General features: G+C 71.5%; 7 protein-coding genes and 1 pseudogene. 2 read left to right on the top strand and 6 right to left on the bottom strand.

Annotation, left to right across the window (positions count from 1 at the left end; genetic code table 11):
* Positions 1-147: 147 nt before the first annotated feature.
* A complete protein-coding gene (locus OG937_03260; GenBank protein WUD70766.1) occupies positions 148-858 on the top strand; it encodes a class I SAM-dependent methyltransferase in 711 nt (236 codons plus the stop codon).
* Between the two features lie 18 nt (positions 859-876).
* On the opposite strand, the gene OG937_03255 is transcribed toward OG937_03260, so the two are convergent.
* From OG937_03255 to OG937_03235, 5 genes and pseudogenes are all read right to left on the bottom strand, one after another.
* On the bottom strand, positions 877-1,293 hold the full coding sequence (locus OG937_03255) for a GntR family transcriptional regulator (GenBank protein ID WUD70765.1): 417 nt from the start codon (positions 1,291-1,293) through the stop codon (positions 877-879).
* Between the two features lie 4 nt (positions 1,294-1,297).
* Positions 1,298-2,107, bottom strand: a complete 810-nt coding sequence (locus OG937_03250) for a hypothetical protein (protein ID WUD70764.1) — start codon at positions 2,105-2,107, stop codon at positions 1,298-1,300.
* 351 nt (positions 2,108-2,458) lie between these two features.
* Positions 2,459-3,661, bottom strand: a complete 1,203-nt coding sequence (locus tag OG937_03245) for a cytochrome P450 (protein WUD70763.1) — start codon at positions 3,659-3,661, stop codon at positions 2,459-2,461.
* 36 nt (positions 3,662-3,697) lie between these two features.
* Positions 3,698-5,002, bottom strand: coding sequence for an FAD-dependent oxidoreductase (locus tag OG937_03240; GenBank protein ID WUD70762.1), 1,305 nt, complete (start codon positions 5,000-5,002; stop codon positions 3,698-3,700).
* Positions 4,992-5,218 (bottom strand): annotated as a pseudogene (locus OG937_03235) (ferredoxin). Before OG937_03235 ends, OG937_03240 begins: the two are co-directional and overlap by 11 nt.
* A 1,100-nt stretch (positions 5,219-6,318) precedes the next feature.
* Between OG937_03235 and OG937_03230 the strand changes: the two are divergent.
* Positions 6,319-13,299 (top strand): glycoside hydrolase family 92 protein, encoded by a 6,981-nt coding sequence (locus OG937_03230; protein WUD70761.1) that lies wholly within the window; start codon positions 6,319-6,321, stop codon positions 13,297-13,299.
* 99 nt (positions 13,300-13,398) lie between these two features.
* Here OG937_03230 and OG937_03225 read toward each other — a convergent pair whose 3' ends face one another.
* On the bottom strand, positions 13,399-17,622 hold the full coding sequence (locus OG937_03225; protein ID WUD70760.1) for a carboxypeptidase regulatory-like domain-containing protein: 4,224 nt from the start codon (positions 17,620-17,622) through the stop codon (positions 13,399-13,401).
* Between the last annotated feature and the right edge of the window lie 596 nt (positions 17,623-18,218).

Genomic DNA, 18,218 nt, shown 5'->3' with positions numbered 1-18,218 from the left:
GGATCCGAGACGGGGGATCGCCGCGCCGCGCAGCCTCTTGACGCCCGGTCGAGCCACGGCCGCAGCGCCTCACCGGGGGAGGGGGCGGAGCGCCCCGCTTCGGTGATGCCGCCTTTCACGCAGGTTGAACGGCCTTACCCTGGACCGGTGTTCTCACCCGAAGGCCCCTCCCTGCGTGAGCTGGCCGTGCAGGCCCTGTCGTCTGTCGAGCGCGGCTATGACCTCCTCGCCCCGAGGTTCGACCACACGCCGTTCCGCACCCCGGACCGCATCCTCGATGCGACCGCCGCCGCCCTGAGTCCCTTCGGCCCTTTCGATGACGGGCTGGACGTGTGCTGCGGCACGGGAGCGGGCCTGCGGGTCCTGGAACCGCTGTGCCGGCGCCGGGTCGCGGGCGTGGACTTCAGCGCCGGCATGCTCGCGCAGGCGCGCCGTGCCCACCCGGACGCGGAGTGGATACGCGCGGACGCACGGAAGCCGCCCTTCGCCGCGGAGTTCGACCTGGCCGTCAGCTTCGGCGCCTTCGGGCACTTCCTGGCCGCCGAGCGGCCGGCCCTGTTCGCCGGGGTGCACCGCGCCCTCCGGCCCGGCGGGCTCTTCGCCTTCCCGGTCTTCGCACCGCCGCGTATCGCCTCCCGGCGCTACTGGATACCCGCCGGCTTCGACGCGGCGATGCGGATACGGAACGCGGTCTGGCGGCCGACCTTCGTCATGTACTACCGCACCTTCCCGCTCCGCGCGGTGCGCGCCGAACTGACCGCGGCGGGCTTCACCGTACGCACGACCGCGGTGCCCGACTTCGGTCACCGCCCGGACGGCGCCCCGTACTCGCGCCTGGTCCTCGCCCGTAAGGCGTGACGGCGGGCCCCGGCCGGATCATGGCACGTCGCCGTCCGGGCGGTGCGAAGTGGCCAGGCGTGAAGAGGGCGATGCTGCGGCGCCGTTGGCCAGCGCCGCTTCGATGATGCGTATGGCCTCGTCGGTGTCGATGCCCACGCCGGCGATGACGGCGGCGTACTCGGCGGCGGCGTGGCGCGCTCGCTCGCGTCCCTGCTCGCCGGCTGCGGTGACGAACGAACCCGCCCGTCCGCGGGTCTCGATCAGCGCCGCCTCCTCCAGCGCCCGGTAGGCCCGGCCGACGGTGTTGACGGCCAGGCCGAGGTCTGCGGCCAGGCGGCGGATGGTCGGCAGTTGGGTGCCCACGGCCAGTGTGTGGTCCTGGATCTGCCGGGCGAGCTGGGCGCGGAGCTGCTCGAACGGCGGGACGGGCGAGGCCGAGTCGATGACGATCATCGGTTCACCGGGCGCTCGTGGCGTACCGCGCCACAACGCCGCTCTGTGCGGTCCGCTTGGTGATCAGGGCGAGCGAGACGGTGCTCAGGGCGACGAAGACGAGCCAGGCGGCGTTCCACCAGCCAAGCGCGGTATCGAACACCGACACGATCGGCAGCAGCCACACCACGGTCGGCGTGGCGACCTCGCGGGCGTCCTCGACCCGCATGATGACGTCGGCGGTCAGCGCGACCTCGTCGTCGGCCACGACCGGGTGCGTCAGGATGTGGCGCAACTGGACAGCCGTGCCGACGGCGACCCCGCACAGTCCGATCAGCAGGACGAGTGCCGCGTACCGCGCGGTGGAGTCCCGCACGGTCAGGGCGACGACCGCCGGCACCAACGCGCCCGCGAACGTGGCGACCGCGAACGCGGCACGCGGCCGGCCGAGCACGGTGCGCCAGCCGAGCCGGACCGGGTGGGCCGCCCGGCGCGGCAACGTCGCGCCGGCCCGATGGTCGACCCGTCGCACCCACCAGTCCAGCAGCGCCTGGGTCAGGACCAACCCCGCCACCACCGCCGTCAGGACCAGCAGCGACGAGTGCCGGTTCGACCCGGACCCGTCAACCGCGGCGCCGGGCCGGTCGGTCGTGTAGACGAGGGCGACCGCGATGATGAACGCGGCCAGCAGGACCTGAGCGGCCAGACGGGCACTGCGCCGGACCGCCAGACGCGTGGCCAGCAGCGGTGTCGGCCGGACGTCGGCAAGGCCGTGCCGGGCCAACCACACGCCGGCCTGCTCGACATCCGCCGGACGCACGGACTGCTCGGGCATCCAGCAACCCTCCCTTTGACGTGACCCCTCTATGTCGCAAGCGTTGTCTCAAGATAGTGCGTCAAGCCTTGCGACAAGTCAACGGAATACAGTGCGGCGGCGCCGACGCCACGCCGGCCCGAAACGTAGGTCCGCCGGGGTCAAGGCGCCCGGCGGCGCTCACGCTCCGGGCAGGTCCACAGACTGCCCGACGCGCCGAAAGGTTACGGATCCATGATCACTCGTGCCAAAGCAGCTCCCGGCCAGCCGCGTTCCGCCGACCCCGTGGGCCATGTGCCCGCCTCAGAGCTTGAAGGTGCGCACCGACGCCGCCACGGGGGTTCTCCTCAGTCGGCCCTGCGTCGGTGGTCCTCAGGCCGTCAGGCCCTCGATGGCCACGGGAAGATGGCGCGGGCCGCGCAGCACCGCGTTGGCGCGGTACGGCGGGGGGTCCTCGAGCAACCGGGAGAACTTGACCCGGCGGAAGAGTTCGGGCACGGCCAGATGCAGTTCAATACGGGCGAGAGGGGCACCGAAGCAGTAGTGGATGCCGGTGTAGAAACCCAGGTGCTCGTTGTCCTTGCGGTCGGGATCGAACCGGTCGGGGTCCTCGAAGCGCTTGGGATCGCGGTTGGCCGCGGCCAGCATGAGCCACACCGGCGAGCCCTTGGGGATCGTGGTGCCGGCGACCTCGATGTCGGCCAGCGCGGTGGTCCACGGCACGAACTGGACCGGGGGCTCGTACCGCAGCACTTCCTCGATGAGCGGGGCGGCCAGGTCCGGCTCCCTCCGGAAGCGCTGGAGGACGTCGGGGTGGCGGAGCAACGTCAGGGTCGTATTGGTGATCGCGTTGACGGTGGTCTCGTGGCCGGCGACCAGGAGCAGCACCGCGGTGGCCTCCAGGTCGGCCGGTGTCATGTCGGGCGCGAGCGCGCTGAGCATCCCGGGGCCGGGGTGGCGGCGTTTGGTCTCGATCAGGCCGGACAGGTAGGCGCCCAGCTCCCGGCGTGCCTGCTGTCCCTTCTCCTGGCCGGCTGCGCCGGACTGGGGATCGAGTGACGACGCCAGGGCATCGGCCCACTCGTGGAAGCGCGACTCGTCGTCGCGCGGCACGCCCAGGACTTTGCAGATCGCGGTGACGGGAAGGGGGTAGGCGAAGTCCTCGACGATGTCGACCTGGTCCTTGCCCGCGAAGGCGTCGAGCAGTTCGGTGACGACCTTGGCGAGGTCTCCGCGCAGGTCGTCGAGGAACCTGGGACTGTGCGGGGGACCGAACGGCCGGTTGATGGTGTCGCGCAGTCGGTCGTGCACCGGCGGGTCGGTGAAGATGAAGCTCGGCGGCAGGTTCGTGTCGCCCGCGGCCGCTGTGCGTGCGTAGCCGGCGGCCCGGTTGCGCGTGTCGTTGCTCAGCCGTGGGTCGTTGGCCAGGCTCCGCACCTCGTAGTACGTGCTGACCACGTACGTGCCGTCGTCCTCCAGCCTGACCGGTGTCTTGCGCAGCTCCTCGTAGAGCGGGTACGGATCGGCTCGATTGGCGTAGTCGGTGATCTGTTCGATGATGGTGCCGGGCGTCATGGCGTCTCCTGGGGCCGGGCGGCACAGGGCCGGTGATCAGGCATGCGATGGAGTGAACGCAACACGTCGTTCGCCCGGTGAGTGACCCGTCAGCGTGACCGTGGCCCCGTGGGTGGGCAGATGGGGATCGGGGAAGGCCGGGTCGACCGGCTGCGAGGTCTCGTTGCGGCGGTCGACCGTGCGGTACTCCGGAGGGAAGGGGGCGCCGGACGCGATCTGCTGCTCATGGAACCCCAGCCACTTGGCTCCGTCGAAGGACACCGCGGCGATGACGCGGCCGTGGTAGCCGTGCACCGCGACGAACCGGTCCTCGGCGAGGGCCCCTTGGGCGACGACCAGCTGGTCGCCCAGCGGGGGCACGCCCACGGACTTGATGTCGACACCGAACTGGGAGGACCAGAACATCGGCAGCCACAGGTGGGGACGGCGCTCGGGACCCGCGCAGATCATGTTGTGGGCGCCGGCGGCGTACATGTCGTCGGTGACAATGCCGTTGACGTCGAACACCCGACATCCGGCGCCGCAGGCGACGCCCCGGGGACCCGCGGCCACCCCCGAGCCGGCGAGCCATTCCGTGTTCCGGACGGCGCCGAGCGAGACGACCGCCACGTCCACGTCGATCACCGAGCCGTCCGATAGATGGGCGCGCTTGAGTCGTCCTACATCGTCGCCCTCCAGGGCGGTGACGCTCATGCCGCAGCGTAGGTCGACTCCGTGCTTGCGCTGCAGCCGGTCCGCGACCGTGCCGATCACTCCGCCGAGGGCACCCACCAGCGGTGCCGGGCCGCGTTCGGCGACCGTGACCGCAAGGCCCAGCTCTCGGCAGGCGGAGGCGACCTCGGAGCCCGTGAAACCGGCGCCGATCACCAGCACCCGGGGCACGCCCCCGGTCAGCTTCCGGCGCAGGCGGGCGGAGTCGTCGCGCGTGCGCAGCACGAACACGCTGTCCGATGAGGCCTCTTCGGGGTGGATCCAAGGCCGCGCTCTGGTGCCGGTGGTGATCGGCAGGCGGTCGTAGGGGACGGTGTCGCCGTTTGTCAGGCGTACCTGTTCGGCGTCCCTGTCGAGGCTCTCGGCGGCGACGCCCCGACGCCATTCGGCGTCGATGTCGCGCCGCCGCGGCAACGCGGTGTCCTCGGGCCGTGCCCGCCCGAGCAGTGCCTGCTTCGACAGTGGCGGCCGGTCGTAGGGATCGTACGGCTCGTCGCCGATCATGGTGAGCAATCCGGTGAAGCCCTTCTCGCGCAGTGTCTCCGCCGCGCGCAGACCGGCCAGCGAGGCCCCGACGACGACAATGCCGCCCTGGCGCCGCAGGACCTGGACGCCCGCGTCAGACGACACGGGACTCCACCCGCTTCGTCGGCTCGTCAGAGCGGTCGACGAGGATCGCCCGGACCGGGCAGGCGGCAGCGGCCTTCTCCACCCGGTCACGTTGTGCCTCGTCGAAGGGAGGGGAGAACAGCAGCGCCTCTTCCCCGTGCAGGGCGAAGACGTCCGGGGCGAGGACGGCGCACTGCGCGAACCCTGGCACCGGTTGAGATCGACGACAAGCCTCATGGGAATCCGTTCCCTGCAGGGGCCGCGGTGCCCGGGCCCCGCTGCCGTCCGCGCTCGGTCCATGTGGTCGGTAGGCATGCCTCACTTTCAGGTTCAGCCTTACGCCCAGGTCTCGCAAGGCGAGACGGCGCTGAGGGACCGGGCCTCGCGCGAGGCAAAGGGAAGCTCCTCGGGGAACTGTGAAACCAGCGCTTCGGCCTACTGACCGAGCTGGGATTCGAGGTCGGCCTGTGGGCTTGTGTGCTGCCTCGGCCGGCACCCCTGGACGGTCGCAGCGACCCTCACCATCCGGCTCCGAACATGGTCGGCCGGGCAAGTCCTAGTCAGCGGGACGTAGGGCATTCAGGACGGCTGACGAGGCACGGTGCTCCTCGCAGACAGCCCACCAACTCTCGGCACCCTTGTCCTCCACGCGCACGCTCCACACTGCCTCATGTGGGCACGGAGAGGCCCAAGCGCAACGCTGCTCCCGAGACTTCGTGCCGGCGGCATGCCGCTGCGGTTCCCACGTGACCGGTCCTTCGGCAAGTTCCACGGCACCAGTGAAGCGCGTCGCACTACCTGCCGCAGTCGAATGCGCGTCGAAACGGCGGCAACGCCGGGGGGCCGCCCGGACCTTCCAGGCAGAAATGCCCGGAATGCTGAGAGCCGCTGAGGCTCTGAGCAACGGCAGCCACGGAAGACCGACCGGCAGCGGCGCGTATTCGGTGGCGCCCACCCGAGACGGGGGCGGACATCTCGCCCATGACGTAGGACCGGGCCCGGATGACGTGTACAGGGCGGCCCCACCGGGCTACTCTCTGACCCGTCGTCGGCCGAAGTCCTCACGCCCCGCCGCACGCCGAGCCGTTGCGTCGTCTTCACGGCCCCCGGCACGCACGTGCCGTACGAATTCCGTTCGCCTTCCGTACGCCTTCTCCGTGTGTGATGGCATACGGTCGTGAAAGCGGCGGCTGCGATGCCGTTCGTCCACTACCGTCTCGCTCTGGGTTGCACGCCCGGCGTTTCCGGGCTGACAACGTTGTCTTCTGGTGAGGCCGAACCGTGCGTGCGTATTGCGACGCTGGAGAGGTTACGTGTCCATCAGATCCCATCCCCCCTTGCCCCGCGCGGTCCTTCCGAGAACCGCAGACGGGCGTCGCCGGCCACTGCGCGCGACGGTCGCCGCGCTGCTCACCGGGGCGCTCGGCCTCGGCGCGCTGGCGGGTGGCGGCGCGGCCGCCGCCGTGCCCGTCGCCACCACGTCCACGGGGTCCGGCGGGACGTCCGGCGGGACGGACTACACGAAGCTCGTCGACCCGTTCGTGTCGACCGCCGGCGACGACGGCAACGACCTGCCGGGCGCGCAGGCGCCCCACAGCCTGGCCAAGGTCAACCCGCTGACCACGCCGAACCGGAACCACACCGGGTACGACTACAACGAGGACCACATCGCCGGGTTCACCGCGACGAACCTCGACGGCGTCGGCGGCTCCGGAGGCGGTGGCGACCTGCTCGTCGTCCCGACCTCCGTGCAGTACGAGAGCCGGCCCGCCGCCGGCACGTACGCCCACGCGTACAGCCACGACGACGAGAGCGCGGCGCCCGGCTCCTACCAGGTGGGCCTCGGGGCCATCTCCGGAACCGCGTCGTCGGTGAAGCAGGACCCGGGCACCATCAAGGCCGAGATGACCGCGACGACGCGCACGGCGCTGCAGCGGTACAGCTTCCCCGCCGGGTCGAACCCCGAGCTCGTCCTCGACCTCGCGAACAACTTCACCAGCCGCACCCGCTCGACGATGAAGGCGACGACGCTCCCGAACGGGACCACGTCGATCACCGGGCTCATCGCGGGTTCGTTCAACGGCGCCTCGTACAAGCTGTACTACGCCGCCACCACGAACGTCCCCGTGACCTCCCTGAAAAGCTGGGGCAACGACGGCAAGCTGAGCGACGCGACCGCGCAGGACGGGTCCGACACCGGCGCCGTCCTCGGGTTCGACAAGGCCGCGGGCGACGACATCGAGCTGCGCATCACGCTGTCGCCGATCAGCGCCGAGCAGGCCACGACCGACCAGTACAACGAGGTCGGCGACCTCACCTTCGACCAGGCGCGCGCGCAGACGAAGGCGGACTGGAACAAGGCGCTCGGCGCCGTCGACGTGCGCTCCTCGGTGAAGTCCGACCCCGGGTCGACGCTCACCAAGGAGTTCTACACGCACCTGTACCGCATGTACGCGCTGCCGGTGAACGCCACCAGCACCAGCGGGACGTACCGCGGCGCCGACGGCGCCGTGCACAAGGCGAACGGCTTCACGTACTACGACGGCTGGTCCACCTGGGACGACTTCCGCAAGTACTCCGTCGAGTCCTACATCGACCCGGCCACGTACCGGGACATGATCCAGTCGCTCATCGTGCTCTTCGCCGACGCGCGTACCTCGGGCAAGAGCCTCGGCAGCCTCACCCACTCGGTTCCGACCGTACGCTGGGAGCGCTCGGCCGTGCTGGTCGCCGACGCGCTGTCGAAGGGCTTCAAGAACTTCGACCGGCTCGACGAGGCGTACCCGGCGCTGCTGTCGTACTCCGGGTACTACACCGGCGCGCAGCTGCGGCAGGGGTACGTCACCGGTGACCCCGGTACGACCGTGCAGCGCGGCTACGACCAGTGGGCGCTGTCCGTCGTCGCCGACGGGCTCGGCAAGAAGGACGACGCGAAGAAGCTGCGCACCCAGTCGACGATGGCAATCGACAACCTCGTGAAGTCCGGCGCCTGGACCGCGGCCGACGGCACCAAGGTCGGTCTGCTCACCCCGCGCGCCGCGAACGGCGACTGGCAGAGCGCCGACTACGAGAAGTTCGAGGCGGCGGGCCTCTACCAGGGCACGCTGTGGCAGTACCACTGGTACGACGCGTACAACATGGGCGGCCTGATCAAGGCCATGGGCGGCGACAAGGCCGGCAAGGCCGCGGTCAAGCACATGTTCGGCGAGGACTCCAGCGTCGACGACGGCTCGACCATGCTGCACTCCAACGCGAACGAGATCGACCTGCAGGCCCCGTACCTCTTCAACTACGTCGGCGAGCCGAGCCTGACGCAGAAGTGGGTGCGCGCCATCTACACCGGCACGACCTGGAACCGCTACATCGCGACGGGCTCGACGAACGAGGCCCCCAGCTCCGGCGGCCAGTTCACCCCGCCGGTCAAGACCCAGGTCTACAAGCTCTCCCCGAACGGCTTCCTGCCGACCATGGACAACGACGCCGGCACCATGTCGACCATGTTCGTCGGCGCCGCCCTGGGCCTGTTCCCGGTGACCGCCGGATCCAGCCAGTTCCAGATCGGCAGCCCGTTCTTCGACTCGACGACGATCAGCTACGCCAACGGCTCCCGGTTCACGGTGAAGGCCGACGGCGTGTCGCCGAGCAACTACTACGTGCAGGACGCGACCCTCAACGGCAAGCGGTTCGACAACACGTGGCTCGACTACTCCCAGATCATCTCCGGCGGGACCCTGGACTTCACCATGGGTTCCAAGCCCTCCCAGTGGGGCGCCCACACGGAGCCCGCGTACTCGCTGGACACCGACGGGGGCGACACGGGCGACGGTGACGCGGGCACGGACAAGGGCGACACCGTCGTCTCCGCCCGCCCGGGCACCGTCGACACCGACGAGGACGGCACCCTGCACGACAGCGTGCAGCTCACCCTGGACGGACCGGCGTCGTTCGACGCCCGCAAGGGGACCAGCCTCACCAAGGGCGGAGTGGCGAGCGTGACCGGCCTGCCGGCCGGCGTCACGGCGGACCTCCGCGTCAGTGACAAGCGGGCGGCGACGCTGTCCCTCACCGGCACCACGAAGACCGACGCGCGCTTCGGCATCACCTTCCGGGACGCGGCCTTCGCCCACGGCGTGCGGGCCTCGACGGTGAGCGGCACCGGGATATCGCCGACCGACCCGCTCCTCATCTCCGCCGCCGCGGTGCAGCGCAAGGCCCTGGGCGCACTCGTCGACGAGGCGTCCGTGGTGCGCAGCGCCAACTACTCCGACGGCTCCTGGAACCTGTTCCGGTCGGCCCTCGAACGTGCGCGGACCGTCCTCGCGGACACCGCCTCCGCGACGGGCACGATCCTGGCCGCGCAGGACGCGCTGCAGACCGCCATCGACGCCCTGACCATCGACGAGGGCGGCTACGCCGTCCTGCAGGCCGAGAGCCCCGACCAGAAGGAGGGCCCCAGCCTCATCAGCGAGCGGAACAACTCCGACGGCAACCTCGGTGGCGTCACCGAGGGATCGTGGGAGCGGTTCACCAAGCTGGACTTCGGCGGGGTCGCCCCGCGGACCATCTCGGTGCGCTACGCGAACTCGCAGGCGACGAATGCGAAGCCGAGCAGCGTGGACATCCACGCCGGCGCCGCCGACGGCCCGATCGTGGCCACCGTCTCGCTCCCCGGGACCGGCGGCTGGCAGTACTACTCCACGGTGCAGGCGGCCGTCACCGACGCCGACGCCCTGCTGGACGCGAAGAGCGCGACGTTCGTGTTCCACGCCCCGTCGGGCCAGCAGTGGGTGTCGAACTTCGACTGGTACCAGTTCTCGCCGTACGAGGTCTCGACGTCCCCCACGACCACGCTCGCCACGCTGACCGCGGTGAACAGCACCGCGACCGGCAACGGTTCGCTGCCGCTCAACCTCGGCAACGGCATCTTCGAGAACGTGACGAACGGCGCGTGGGCGCAGTGGAAGGACACGAACCTCCGCAACGGCGCCGACACCGTCACCGTCCGCTATGACAAGCCCCAGTCGCGGGCCGCGTCGGACTCGCACATCGAGCTGCACCTCGGCTCGAAGGACGGCGCGAAGAGCGTCGACATCCCGCTCGACTACAGCGGATCGGGCTGGGGAACCATCGCCACCACGAGCGTGCACCTCGACCCGAGCGTCTTCACCGGCGTCCAGGACGTGTACGCGGCGTTCGTCTCCAGCACGCAGACGGCCTCCCAGCCCTACGTGGGCAACGTCTACTCGCTGGCCCTGACGCAGACCGCCGACGCCCCCGTGGGCTTCGACGCCACCGCGTGGCGCTCCAACAGCGGCGGCGGCCTCAAGAGCGAGCCCGTCGGCTGGACCGGCTCGGGTTCCACCACCGACCTCGGCGGCACCTACAACGGGGCCTGGGTCAACTACGGGGACGTCGACTTCGGCAGCTCCCCGAAGAGCACCGTCACGATCACCTACGTCAACAACTCCGCCCGCTGCGGCACCGGCTCCGCCGTCCAGCTCTACCTGGACTCCTTCGACACGGCCAACCCGGGTACGCCGTACGCGACCGTGCCGCTGCCGGTCACGGGATCCGCGTGGTCGTCCGGAGGGACGACGAGCCTGACGCTCCCCAAGGCGATCACCGGCACGCACACCGTCTACCTGCGGCTGACGACGAACCCGGACTCCTCGCACCCGTACGTCGCGAACCTGGGCCGGATCACCTTCAACCACGTCGAGACGCCCGCCGTCACGGACAAGTCCGCCCTGCGCAAGGCGATCGAGCAGTATGAGGGGCTCTACGCCGACGCGGAGCGCTACGACGCGATCGACTTCGGTGTGTACGGGCGTGAACTCGCGGCCGCACGCACCCTCGTCGCCGCCGAGGACGCGACCCAGCTCGAGGTCGACACGCAGACGCGCAGCCTCACCCTGGCTGCCAACCAGCTGATCCCGCTCCCGCGGCTGAAGCTGGAGGACCTGGTCGCCACCGCGTCGGCCCTCGACGACGACCGCTACACGGACGCGTCGTGGAAGGCGTTCACCGGGGCACTCGCCGCGGCGAAGACCGCGGTCGCCGACGGCGCGGCCACGGACGCGACCCTCACCGCCCGGTACGACACCCTTCGACACGCCCTGTCCGCGCTCACCGTGAAGCCCAAGACGGTGCCGGCCTCGCCTGACGCGGTGTCGGCGACCTCGTCCGGCACGAGCGTGACCGTCGCCTGGTCCGCACCCAAGGACACCGGCGGCTCACCGGTCACCGGCTACGAGATCACCCTCAGCGACGGCCACCAGATCAAGATCAAGGATCCGGACAGCCGGAGCACGACCTTCACCTGGCTGCGGTCGGGCAGGTCGTACACGGCACGCGTCCAGGCGGTCAACGCCGTCGGCACCTCGCAGCGAAGCGGCGCCACGGCACCCGTGGTCACCGGCGGCGGCAAGCCGCAGAAGCCGGCCGTGACGGGTGTGATCACCGACGGCAAGCAGGTCCGCGTGACCTGGCAGGCGGCCGGCGACGGCGGATTCCCGATCATCGGCTACACCGTGGCCCTCGACGACGGAACCACCGCGCACGTCCCCGCCACGACGGGCACGACGCTGCTCACGACCACGGGCAAGGCGAAGGCCCACGCGGCCACCGTCACCGCGGTCACCCTGGCCGGAACCTCGGACGACTCCGCCGCGACCGTCCCGGTGACCACCTCGGCGACCGCCGCGGCGGACGCCTCCGACCCGGCGTACGAGCCGTCCCCCTTCCCGGACGACACGCTCAACGCCACCTACGCGTCGGACAAGTGGCCGGGCACCGGCGACGGGACCGACTACTTCTACGGCCTGCTCAACGGCTTCAAGGACCTCGACTCCGACATCCTCGCCGCCAACACCAAGGTGCCTGTCGGTACTCCGCTCACCGCGGAGAACGACCGGATCGCCGTGCGCATCAACAACGCGGCGACGCAGAAGGAGGTGGACCGGGCCGAGGTCGACGCCACGAACAGCTCCACCGTCACCATGGCCGACGGCCTCGGCTCCCGGCTCGGCCAGATCTACCTGGACGCCCTCAACGGCGGCCGGCTGCCGAAGACCGGCGCGCTGTTCTCCCGCGTCACGCAGGGCCTCGACAAGGGCGGAGCGGCGAAGGACCACTTCGGCTACCAGCGCCCGTACGTGCGGCTCGGGTTCGTCGGCGACGGCGGCGCCATCTATGAGTCGCAGGACGGCTCCTACGGCAGCCTCACCACCAGTGGTTCGTACCCGAGCGGCCACACCTACGGCGGCTACGAAGCGGGGACCATCCTCGCCACGCTCCTGCCGGAGCTGGCACCGTCGATCCTGGCCCGCACCTCGGAGTACGGGGACAACCGCATCGTCCTCGGGTTCCACTACCCGCTCGACGTCATGGGCGGCCGCATCGCCGCACAGGCCACCGTCGCGCACCGGTGGGCGGACGCCGACTTCGCGAAGCTGCTGACGCAGGCCCACACCGAGATGGAGAACGTGCTGCTCGCCAGTTGCGAGAAGCAGGGCTATGGCGACACGCTCGAGGCCTGCGGGGGCGACTCCTACGCCGGCCTGAGTACGGCGCAGCACGTCGACCTGTACACGCAGCGCCTGGACTACGGGTTCTCCCAGGTCGGGAAGTCCGGGCAGCCCCTCAAGGCGCCGTCCGACGCGGCGGCCCTGCTGATCACGGCCTTCCCGGACCTCACCACCGAGCAGCGCACCCAGATCCTCGAGCAGACCGCGACGGACTCCGGCTCCCCGCTGGACCTCACCGCCGACGGCGGAGCGAGCTGGGAGCGGATCAACCTGGCGGCCGCGATGACGGCGCACGTCGTCGTCAACGCCGACGGGTCGGTCAAGGTGACGAACCACACCGACGCCACCAAGGCCAGCGTCGCCGACGCCAAGGCGATCACCGTCGGCGGCATCGCGATCGACGGGTTCGACCCGGCCGTGTCCACGTACGTCGTGGACTGGCCGAAGAACAAGAAGATCCCGGCCCTCTCCGCCGTACCGGCCCAGTCCGGCGCGAGGGTGGAGGTCACCGACGGCAGCTCGGTCCTGTCGTCGACCGGGCACCGGTTCACCACCCGCACCATCAAGGTGACCTCGGCCAACGGTTCGGTCACCCGGACCTACACGGTCGGGTTCCAGCCCACGGACCACGACGACCGTCCGGTCGCGGCCGGCGGCAACGGTGGTGACCGCATCGCCGGGGCATCCGACCTGCTGAGCCGCGGAGGCAACGGACCAGGCTCCGCTGGGGGCGCCGGATTCTGGGCGCCGTCGACGGAGTGGGCCAACCCCATGTGGATCCCCCAGGGGTAGCGCACACCGCCGTCGGCGGCCGGCCCCTCCGGGTGAACCACAGTGGTTCACCCGGAGGGGCCGTCGGCATTTCTGCCCCACCGTGTCCTGCACGTCCGCCTAACGCCTGGTCAGAACCACGTCGGCGGTGACGGCGTCACGACCGCGCGGTCGCACCGTGCGCTCGGCCGTCCGGTAGCCCTCGGCACTCACGGTGAGGGAAACGGTGGGTCCGGCGTCCGGGAGCCACAGCTGGTACGAGCCGTCGACCGCGGTGTTCAGCGTGTGCGCGCCCGCCCCGGTACCGACCCGGACCGTGGCTCCGGCCAGCGGGGTGCTGCCGCCATGCCGCCCGGCGCCGCTGACGGTGCCGGTCAGGTGCGTCCACCCCGGCGGCGCCACCACGGTCATGGCGACGGGCACGGTGACGGAGGCGTACGGCCCGTCGCTGTCGATGACCAGCCGCGCCTGGTGCACGCCCGCGTCGGCCGGACCCATGTCCCGGGCGTCGACGGTGACGGTCAGCTCCGCCGTCCTGCCCGCGCCGACGGAGGAGGAGCCCGCCTTCGCCGCCAGCCATGTCACGTCCCCGTGGGGCGCGTCGTAACCGGACAGTTCGAGGGCGGAGGTCTGCATCACCCTGTCGGCGCTCTGGCCGCCCAGCACCGACCAGCCGGGCGCTCCGGCCGCCGCGTACAGCGGCTGCGGCAGGTTCGGCAGCGCGCTCCACGTGTCCGCGGCCGGATCGTAGGCGTAGGCCTCGTTGGTCACCGCGGCGGCCCCGACCAGCACACCGCCGGCGGCCATGAGCCGGCCCCCGCCGCTCGCCGTCGCGGCGCCCCAGAAGTCCACCGGCGGGTCGGCGATCGGCGTCCAGCGGCCCGCGGCCCGGTCCAGGGCGTAGCCCACGGCCGTGGCGTGCGGAGGCTGCCCGTCGCCCTGGTGGACACCGCCCGCGCAGTACAGCGTCCCGTCGACGGTTCCGCAGCTCTGCCAGGAGGTCGGCACAGGGTAGGCCGGTCCCGTGGACCACGTGTCGCCGGCCGGGTCGTAGACCTGGACGTCGCGGGTGCCGCAGGAGACGCCGGTGCAGCCGCCGATCACGTAGAGCCGGTCGCCGACCGCCGCCGCGGCCGAATTGCCGTACGCCTTGGGCGCGTCGGCGATCCGCGACCATGTGTCGCTCGCCGGGTCGTAGACCTCGCCCCCGGCGATCGGCGTGCCCGCGCGGTTCTTGCCGCCGACGACGTACAACTTGCCCCGGACGAACCCGTAGGCCGCGCCGCTGCGCTTGGTGACGGCCGGGGCGAGGTCCTTCCAGGTCGCCGTGGCCGGGTCGTAGGAGCGCAGGGCGGTGGTCCACTGACCGTCGGGGGTCTGGCCGAGACCGGTGTAGAGGACGCCGTCGTACACGGCCGCGATCCCCCCGGTCATGGGCTGCGGGAGGTCCGCGAGCGGCTGCCACGCCTGCCCGGCGGTCGCCCCGGCGGTCCGGCCCGCCGCCGTGGTGCTGGTCGTGGCGGTGGCAGCGACGTCGAGCGGATCGGGGCTGGCCGCCGTCCGCTCCCTGGCGGCCCCGGACACGCGCGCCGGGGTTCCCGCGACGGCCTGCTCGCCGACGGCGAGAGAGGCCGGGGCACCGCCGGTGTTGCGCACCTTCACGGTGACGGTCTTCTTCCCGCCCCAGGGAACGGTGACGCCCACCGCACCGGGGGTGGCCTTCAGCCGGGACGGGCGCAGCACGAGGTCCGCGGCGGTGACGGCGTCGGCCTTGACCGTCACGGCCGACGTCCCGGCCGGATAGCCGAACGCGGGCAGCTCGGCGGTGAACTCCTGCCGGCCGGCACGGGAGGAGAAGGCCCAGTACAGACCGTCGCCGACGGCCGGGTCATCCAGCGTGGCGATGCTGTGGCCGCTGTCCTCGGGTGCCTTCGCGGCGGAGACGGTCGCGCCGACCACTCCGGCACCGGTGTTGGCGTCCGTCACCCGGCCCGTCAGCAGCCCACCGGGCACGGTGACCAGCGAGCGGGTGCCGACGGCGACGTTGTCCAGCTGCCAGATGCCGGTCAGGGAGCCGGCGAAGTGGAAGCGCAGCCGCACCGAGGACTCGCCGGCGTAGGCGGTGAGCGGAACGACCTGGTGGGAGGGGCCCTCCACGACGTCCGTGTGGTGCCAGAGGTTCTCCCAGTGGTCCCCGCCGTCGGTGCTCACGTCGATGTCGGCCGTGGGGTCGTTGAAGCGCCACAGACTGGGCAGCGCGGTGTCGAACTCCAGCGCCGGCCGGGTCTGCGCCGAGAAGTCGTAGTCAGGGCTGATCAGTTCGGTGTCGACCTCGCCCCAGCCGAGGGCGTAGTCGTCGACCTGGGCGAAGCCGCCGTCACCACCGGTCTGGTTGCCGCGGGCGAGTGGGTCGTCGAAGCCCCAGCCGCCGGCGGCGGTGTGGTTGACGATGCTCCACCCGGCAGGCTTCGCGGCGGTGTCGAAGGACTGGAAACCGCCGCCGTGGTAGTCGACGGCGTAGCCCGGCGGGAGGGTGCCGGAGCCGACCAGAGGGAGCGTCAGGTCGGCCGTCTTCGGGGACGATCCGAGCACGACCTTCGTCTCGGCCGGCCGGTAGCCGGGGTAGAGGCCGGTGGCGCGCAGCGTGTACGTCTTGCCGCGCTCGAGGCGGACGGAGTAGCGGCCCGTCCTGGGGTCGGTGTGCACGGTGCCGGGCACGCCGTCGACGGTCAGCCGGGCGTAGAGGCCCCAGCCGTGTCCGCCGCCGTCCCGGACCGTCCCGGACACCGTGGCGGTCGGCACGGGCGCGAGCGCCGCGTTCCTGGTCAGCTCCGTCCCGTCGGCGAGGGTGACCTTGCCCAGGTCCTTCTGGGAGTAGCCGAAGGCGTTGACCGTCAGCGTGTACGAGCCGGTGGGCGCCGTCAGCGACCAACTTCCGTCCGCGGCGGTGACCGCCGCATGCGCGCCGAGCCGTACCGTCGCCCCGGACAGCGCCTTGCCGGTGGCCTTGTCGGTGACCTTGCCGGTCACTGCGCCGTGCGGGCCGGGGCGGAAGGCACCGACGCCGTTCGGCGTGCCCAGTCCCGTCGGCCCGTCGTATCCGGGGCCCGCGGTGCAGCTGTTCGCGGGCTCGCACGCGGGCGTGGTGTCCGGGTCGCAGGGCGCGTCGTCGGAGCACTGCGCGTTGCTGCCGGTGGTCACGTCGTTGAGCGCGCCGGGCGCGCGGTACGGATACCCGGCCGGGTAGGTGCCCTCGACGGGCGTCCCGGCCAGCGCGTACAGACCGGCGATGATCGGGGCGGAGGCACTGGTGCCGCCGTAGACGCCCCACCCGCCGCCGGAGTAGGTGTTGTAGACCGCCACGCCGGTGTCGGGGTCGGCGACCGCGCTGACGTCCGCCACCGACCGTTTGTCGCAGCCGGTGCCGGTCTGGAACGCCGGCTTGGGCTGGTACGCGGAGCACCCCGAGCCCGTGCCGCTCCACACCGTCTCCGTCCAGCCGCGCTCACCGGTGTCGCTCCTGCTGAGCGAGGTGCCGCCGACGGACGTCACGTAGGGGGAGGAGGCCGGGTAACTCAGCCCGTGGCCGTAGTCGCCGGAGGCGAACACCACGGCGGTGCCGGGGTGGTCGAAGTACGCCGCGTCCAGGGCGGCGAGGTCCGGGCCGTCGTAGTAGGCGCCGTAGGAGTTGGAGACGTAGCGGGCGCCCAGTGCCACCGCGGTGTTGACGGCGGTGCCCAGGTCGTCCGTGGCGGAGCTGTCGGCCTCGACGAGGAGGATGTGCGCCTTCGGCGCGACGGCCGAGACCATGTCCAGGTCCAGGGATATCTCGCCGGCCCAGCCGTCGTTGGGCTGCGGGTAGTCGGTGCTCCCGCGCTGGTCGACCTTGCGGAAGCATCCGTTGTCCGCCGTGCAGGGCGGCAGCCCGTACTGGGCCCGGTAGGCGGCGAGGTCCTGCTCGGCCATCGGGTTGTCGTAGGCCGCCACGACCGCGATGGTCGCCCCGGCGCCGCCGTCCGCGGGCAGGTCGTACGCCGAGCGAAGGTCGGCCGGTCCGAATCCCTCGGGGGTGGCGGACCGTGCGGTGCGACCGCTGTCGGTGTCCGCCCGGCGCACCGCGAAGCAACCGAAGTGCCCGGGCTGCGGGGCGCCGCAGAGCGACTCCGTCGCCTGCCCGGCGTCATCGGCGACGGCCGGGCTCTGCTGCGGCAGTTGGACCGCGAGGGCGGCCAGCAGCAGGGCCGCGGCCCCGCCGACGGCACGTCTCCACTGGGATCTCGTTGGCCGGGCGGGGGCACCCCTCGAGTACCGGGAGAGGGGGCGTGAAGGACGGGGAACGAGCACGGGGCGACTCCGGCAGTGGTCCGATAACGTTGTCGGGCACATGACGCGTTGCCCGAAGAAAGATCGCGCGCCCTCGACGACCAGGTCAATGGATGGAGTTGGCGACTTGGCGCCGCGTGTCGTATTCACGACTTCTCGGCCACCGCCCCACCGCGGCGCCCCACTTCACCGTCGGGCGGCCGGCCCGGCTGGCCCGGTCGCCCGGCCGCACGTGCGAGGGGCCGAGCGGTCATCCCGTCGACCCTGTTCACAACCGGGCAACGCCTGAATCCTGTTGCACGTGGCGCAGGCGCGTGGGGGAGTCATCCCCTTCACGAGGCGGCTGGGCATGTCGCTTCCCAGGAGGAACCTCGGGTGACCGGAAGGGCGTTCGGCAGGACGTCACCGTACTATCCCGTGACGTCAGTCCGGTGGATCGTCGCCGGAGTTGATCCTCATGACAGCGACGACGCCCAGGCTGAGGAGGGCCGTGACGAAGTAGATCGCCAGGCGATTCCGCCCGGAACCCACGGCGATGCCCGGCGCCGACCGGCGGTTCCGGGTCGGCGTCGAGCAGATCAACAGCCGCCACGAGCCGCAGCGCGGCTCGTGGTGCC

This window comes from Streptomyces sp. NBC_00510 (assembly GCA_036013505.1).
GTDB lineage: Bacteria > Actinomycetota > Actinomycetes > Streptomycetales > Streptomycetaceae > Actinacidiphila.
The sequence above is the reverse complement of the archived record's forward strand: the minus strand, read 5'-3'. Positions and strand labels throughout refer to the sequence as shown.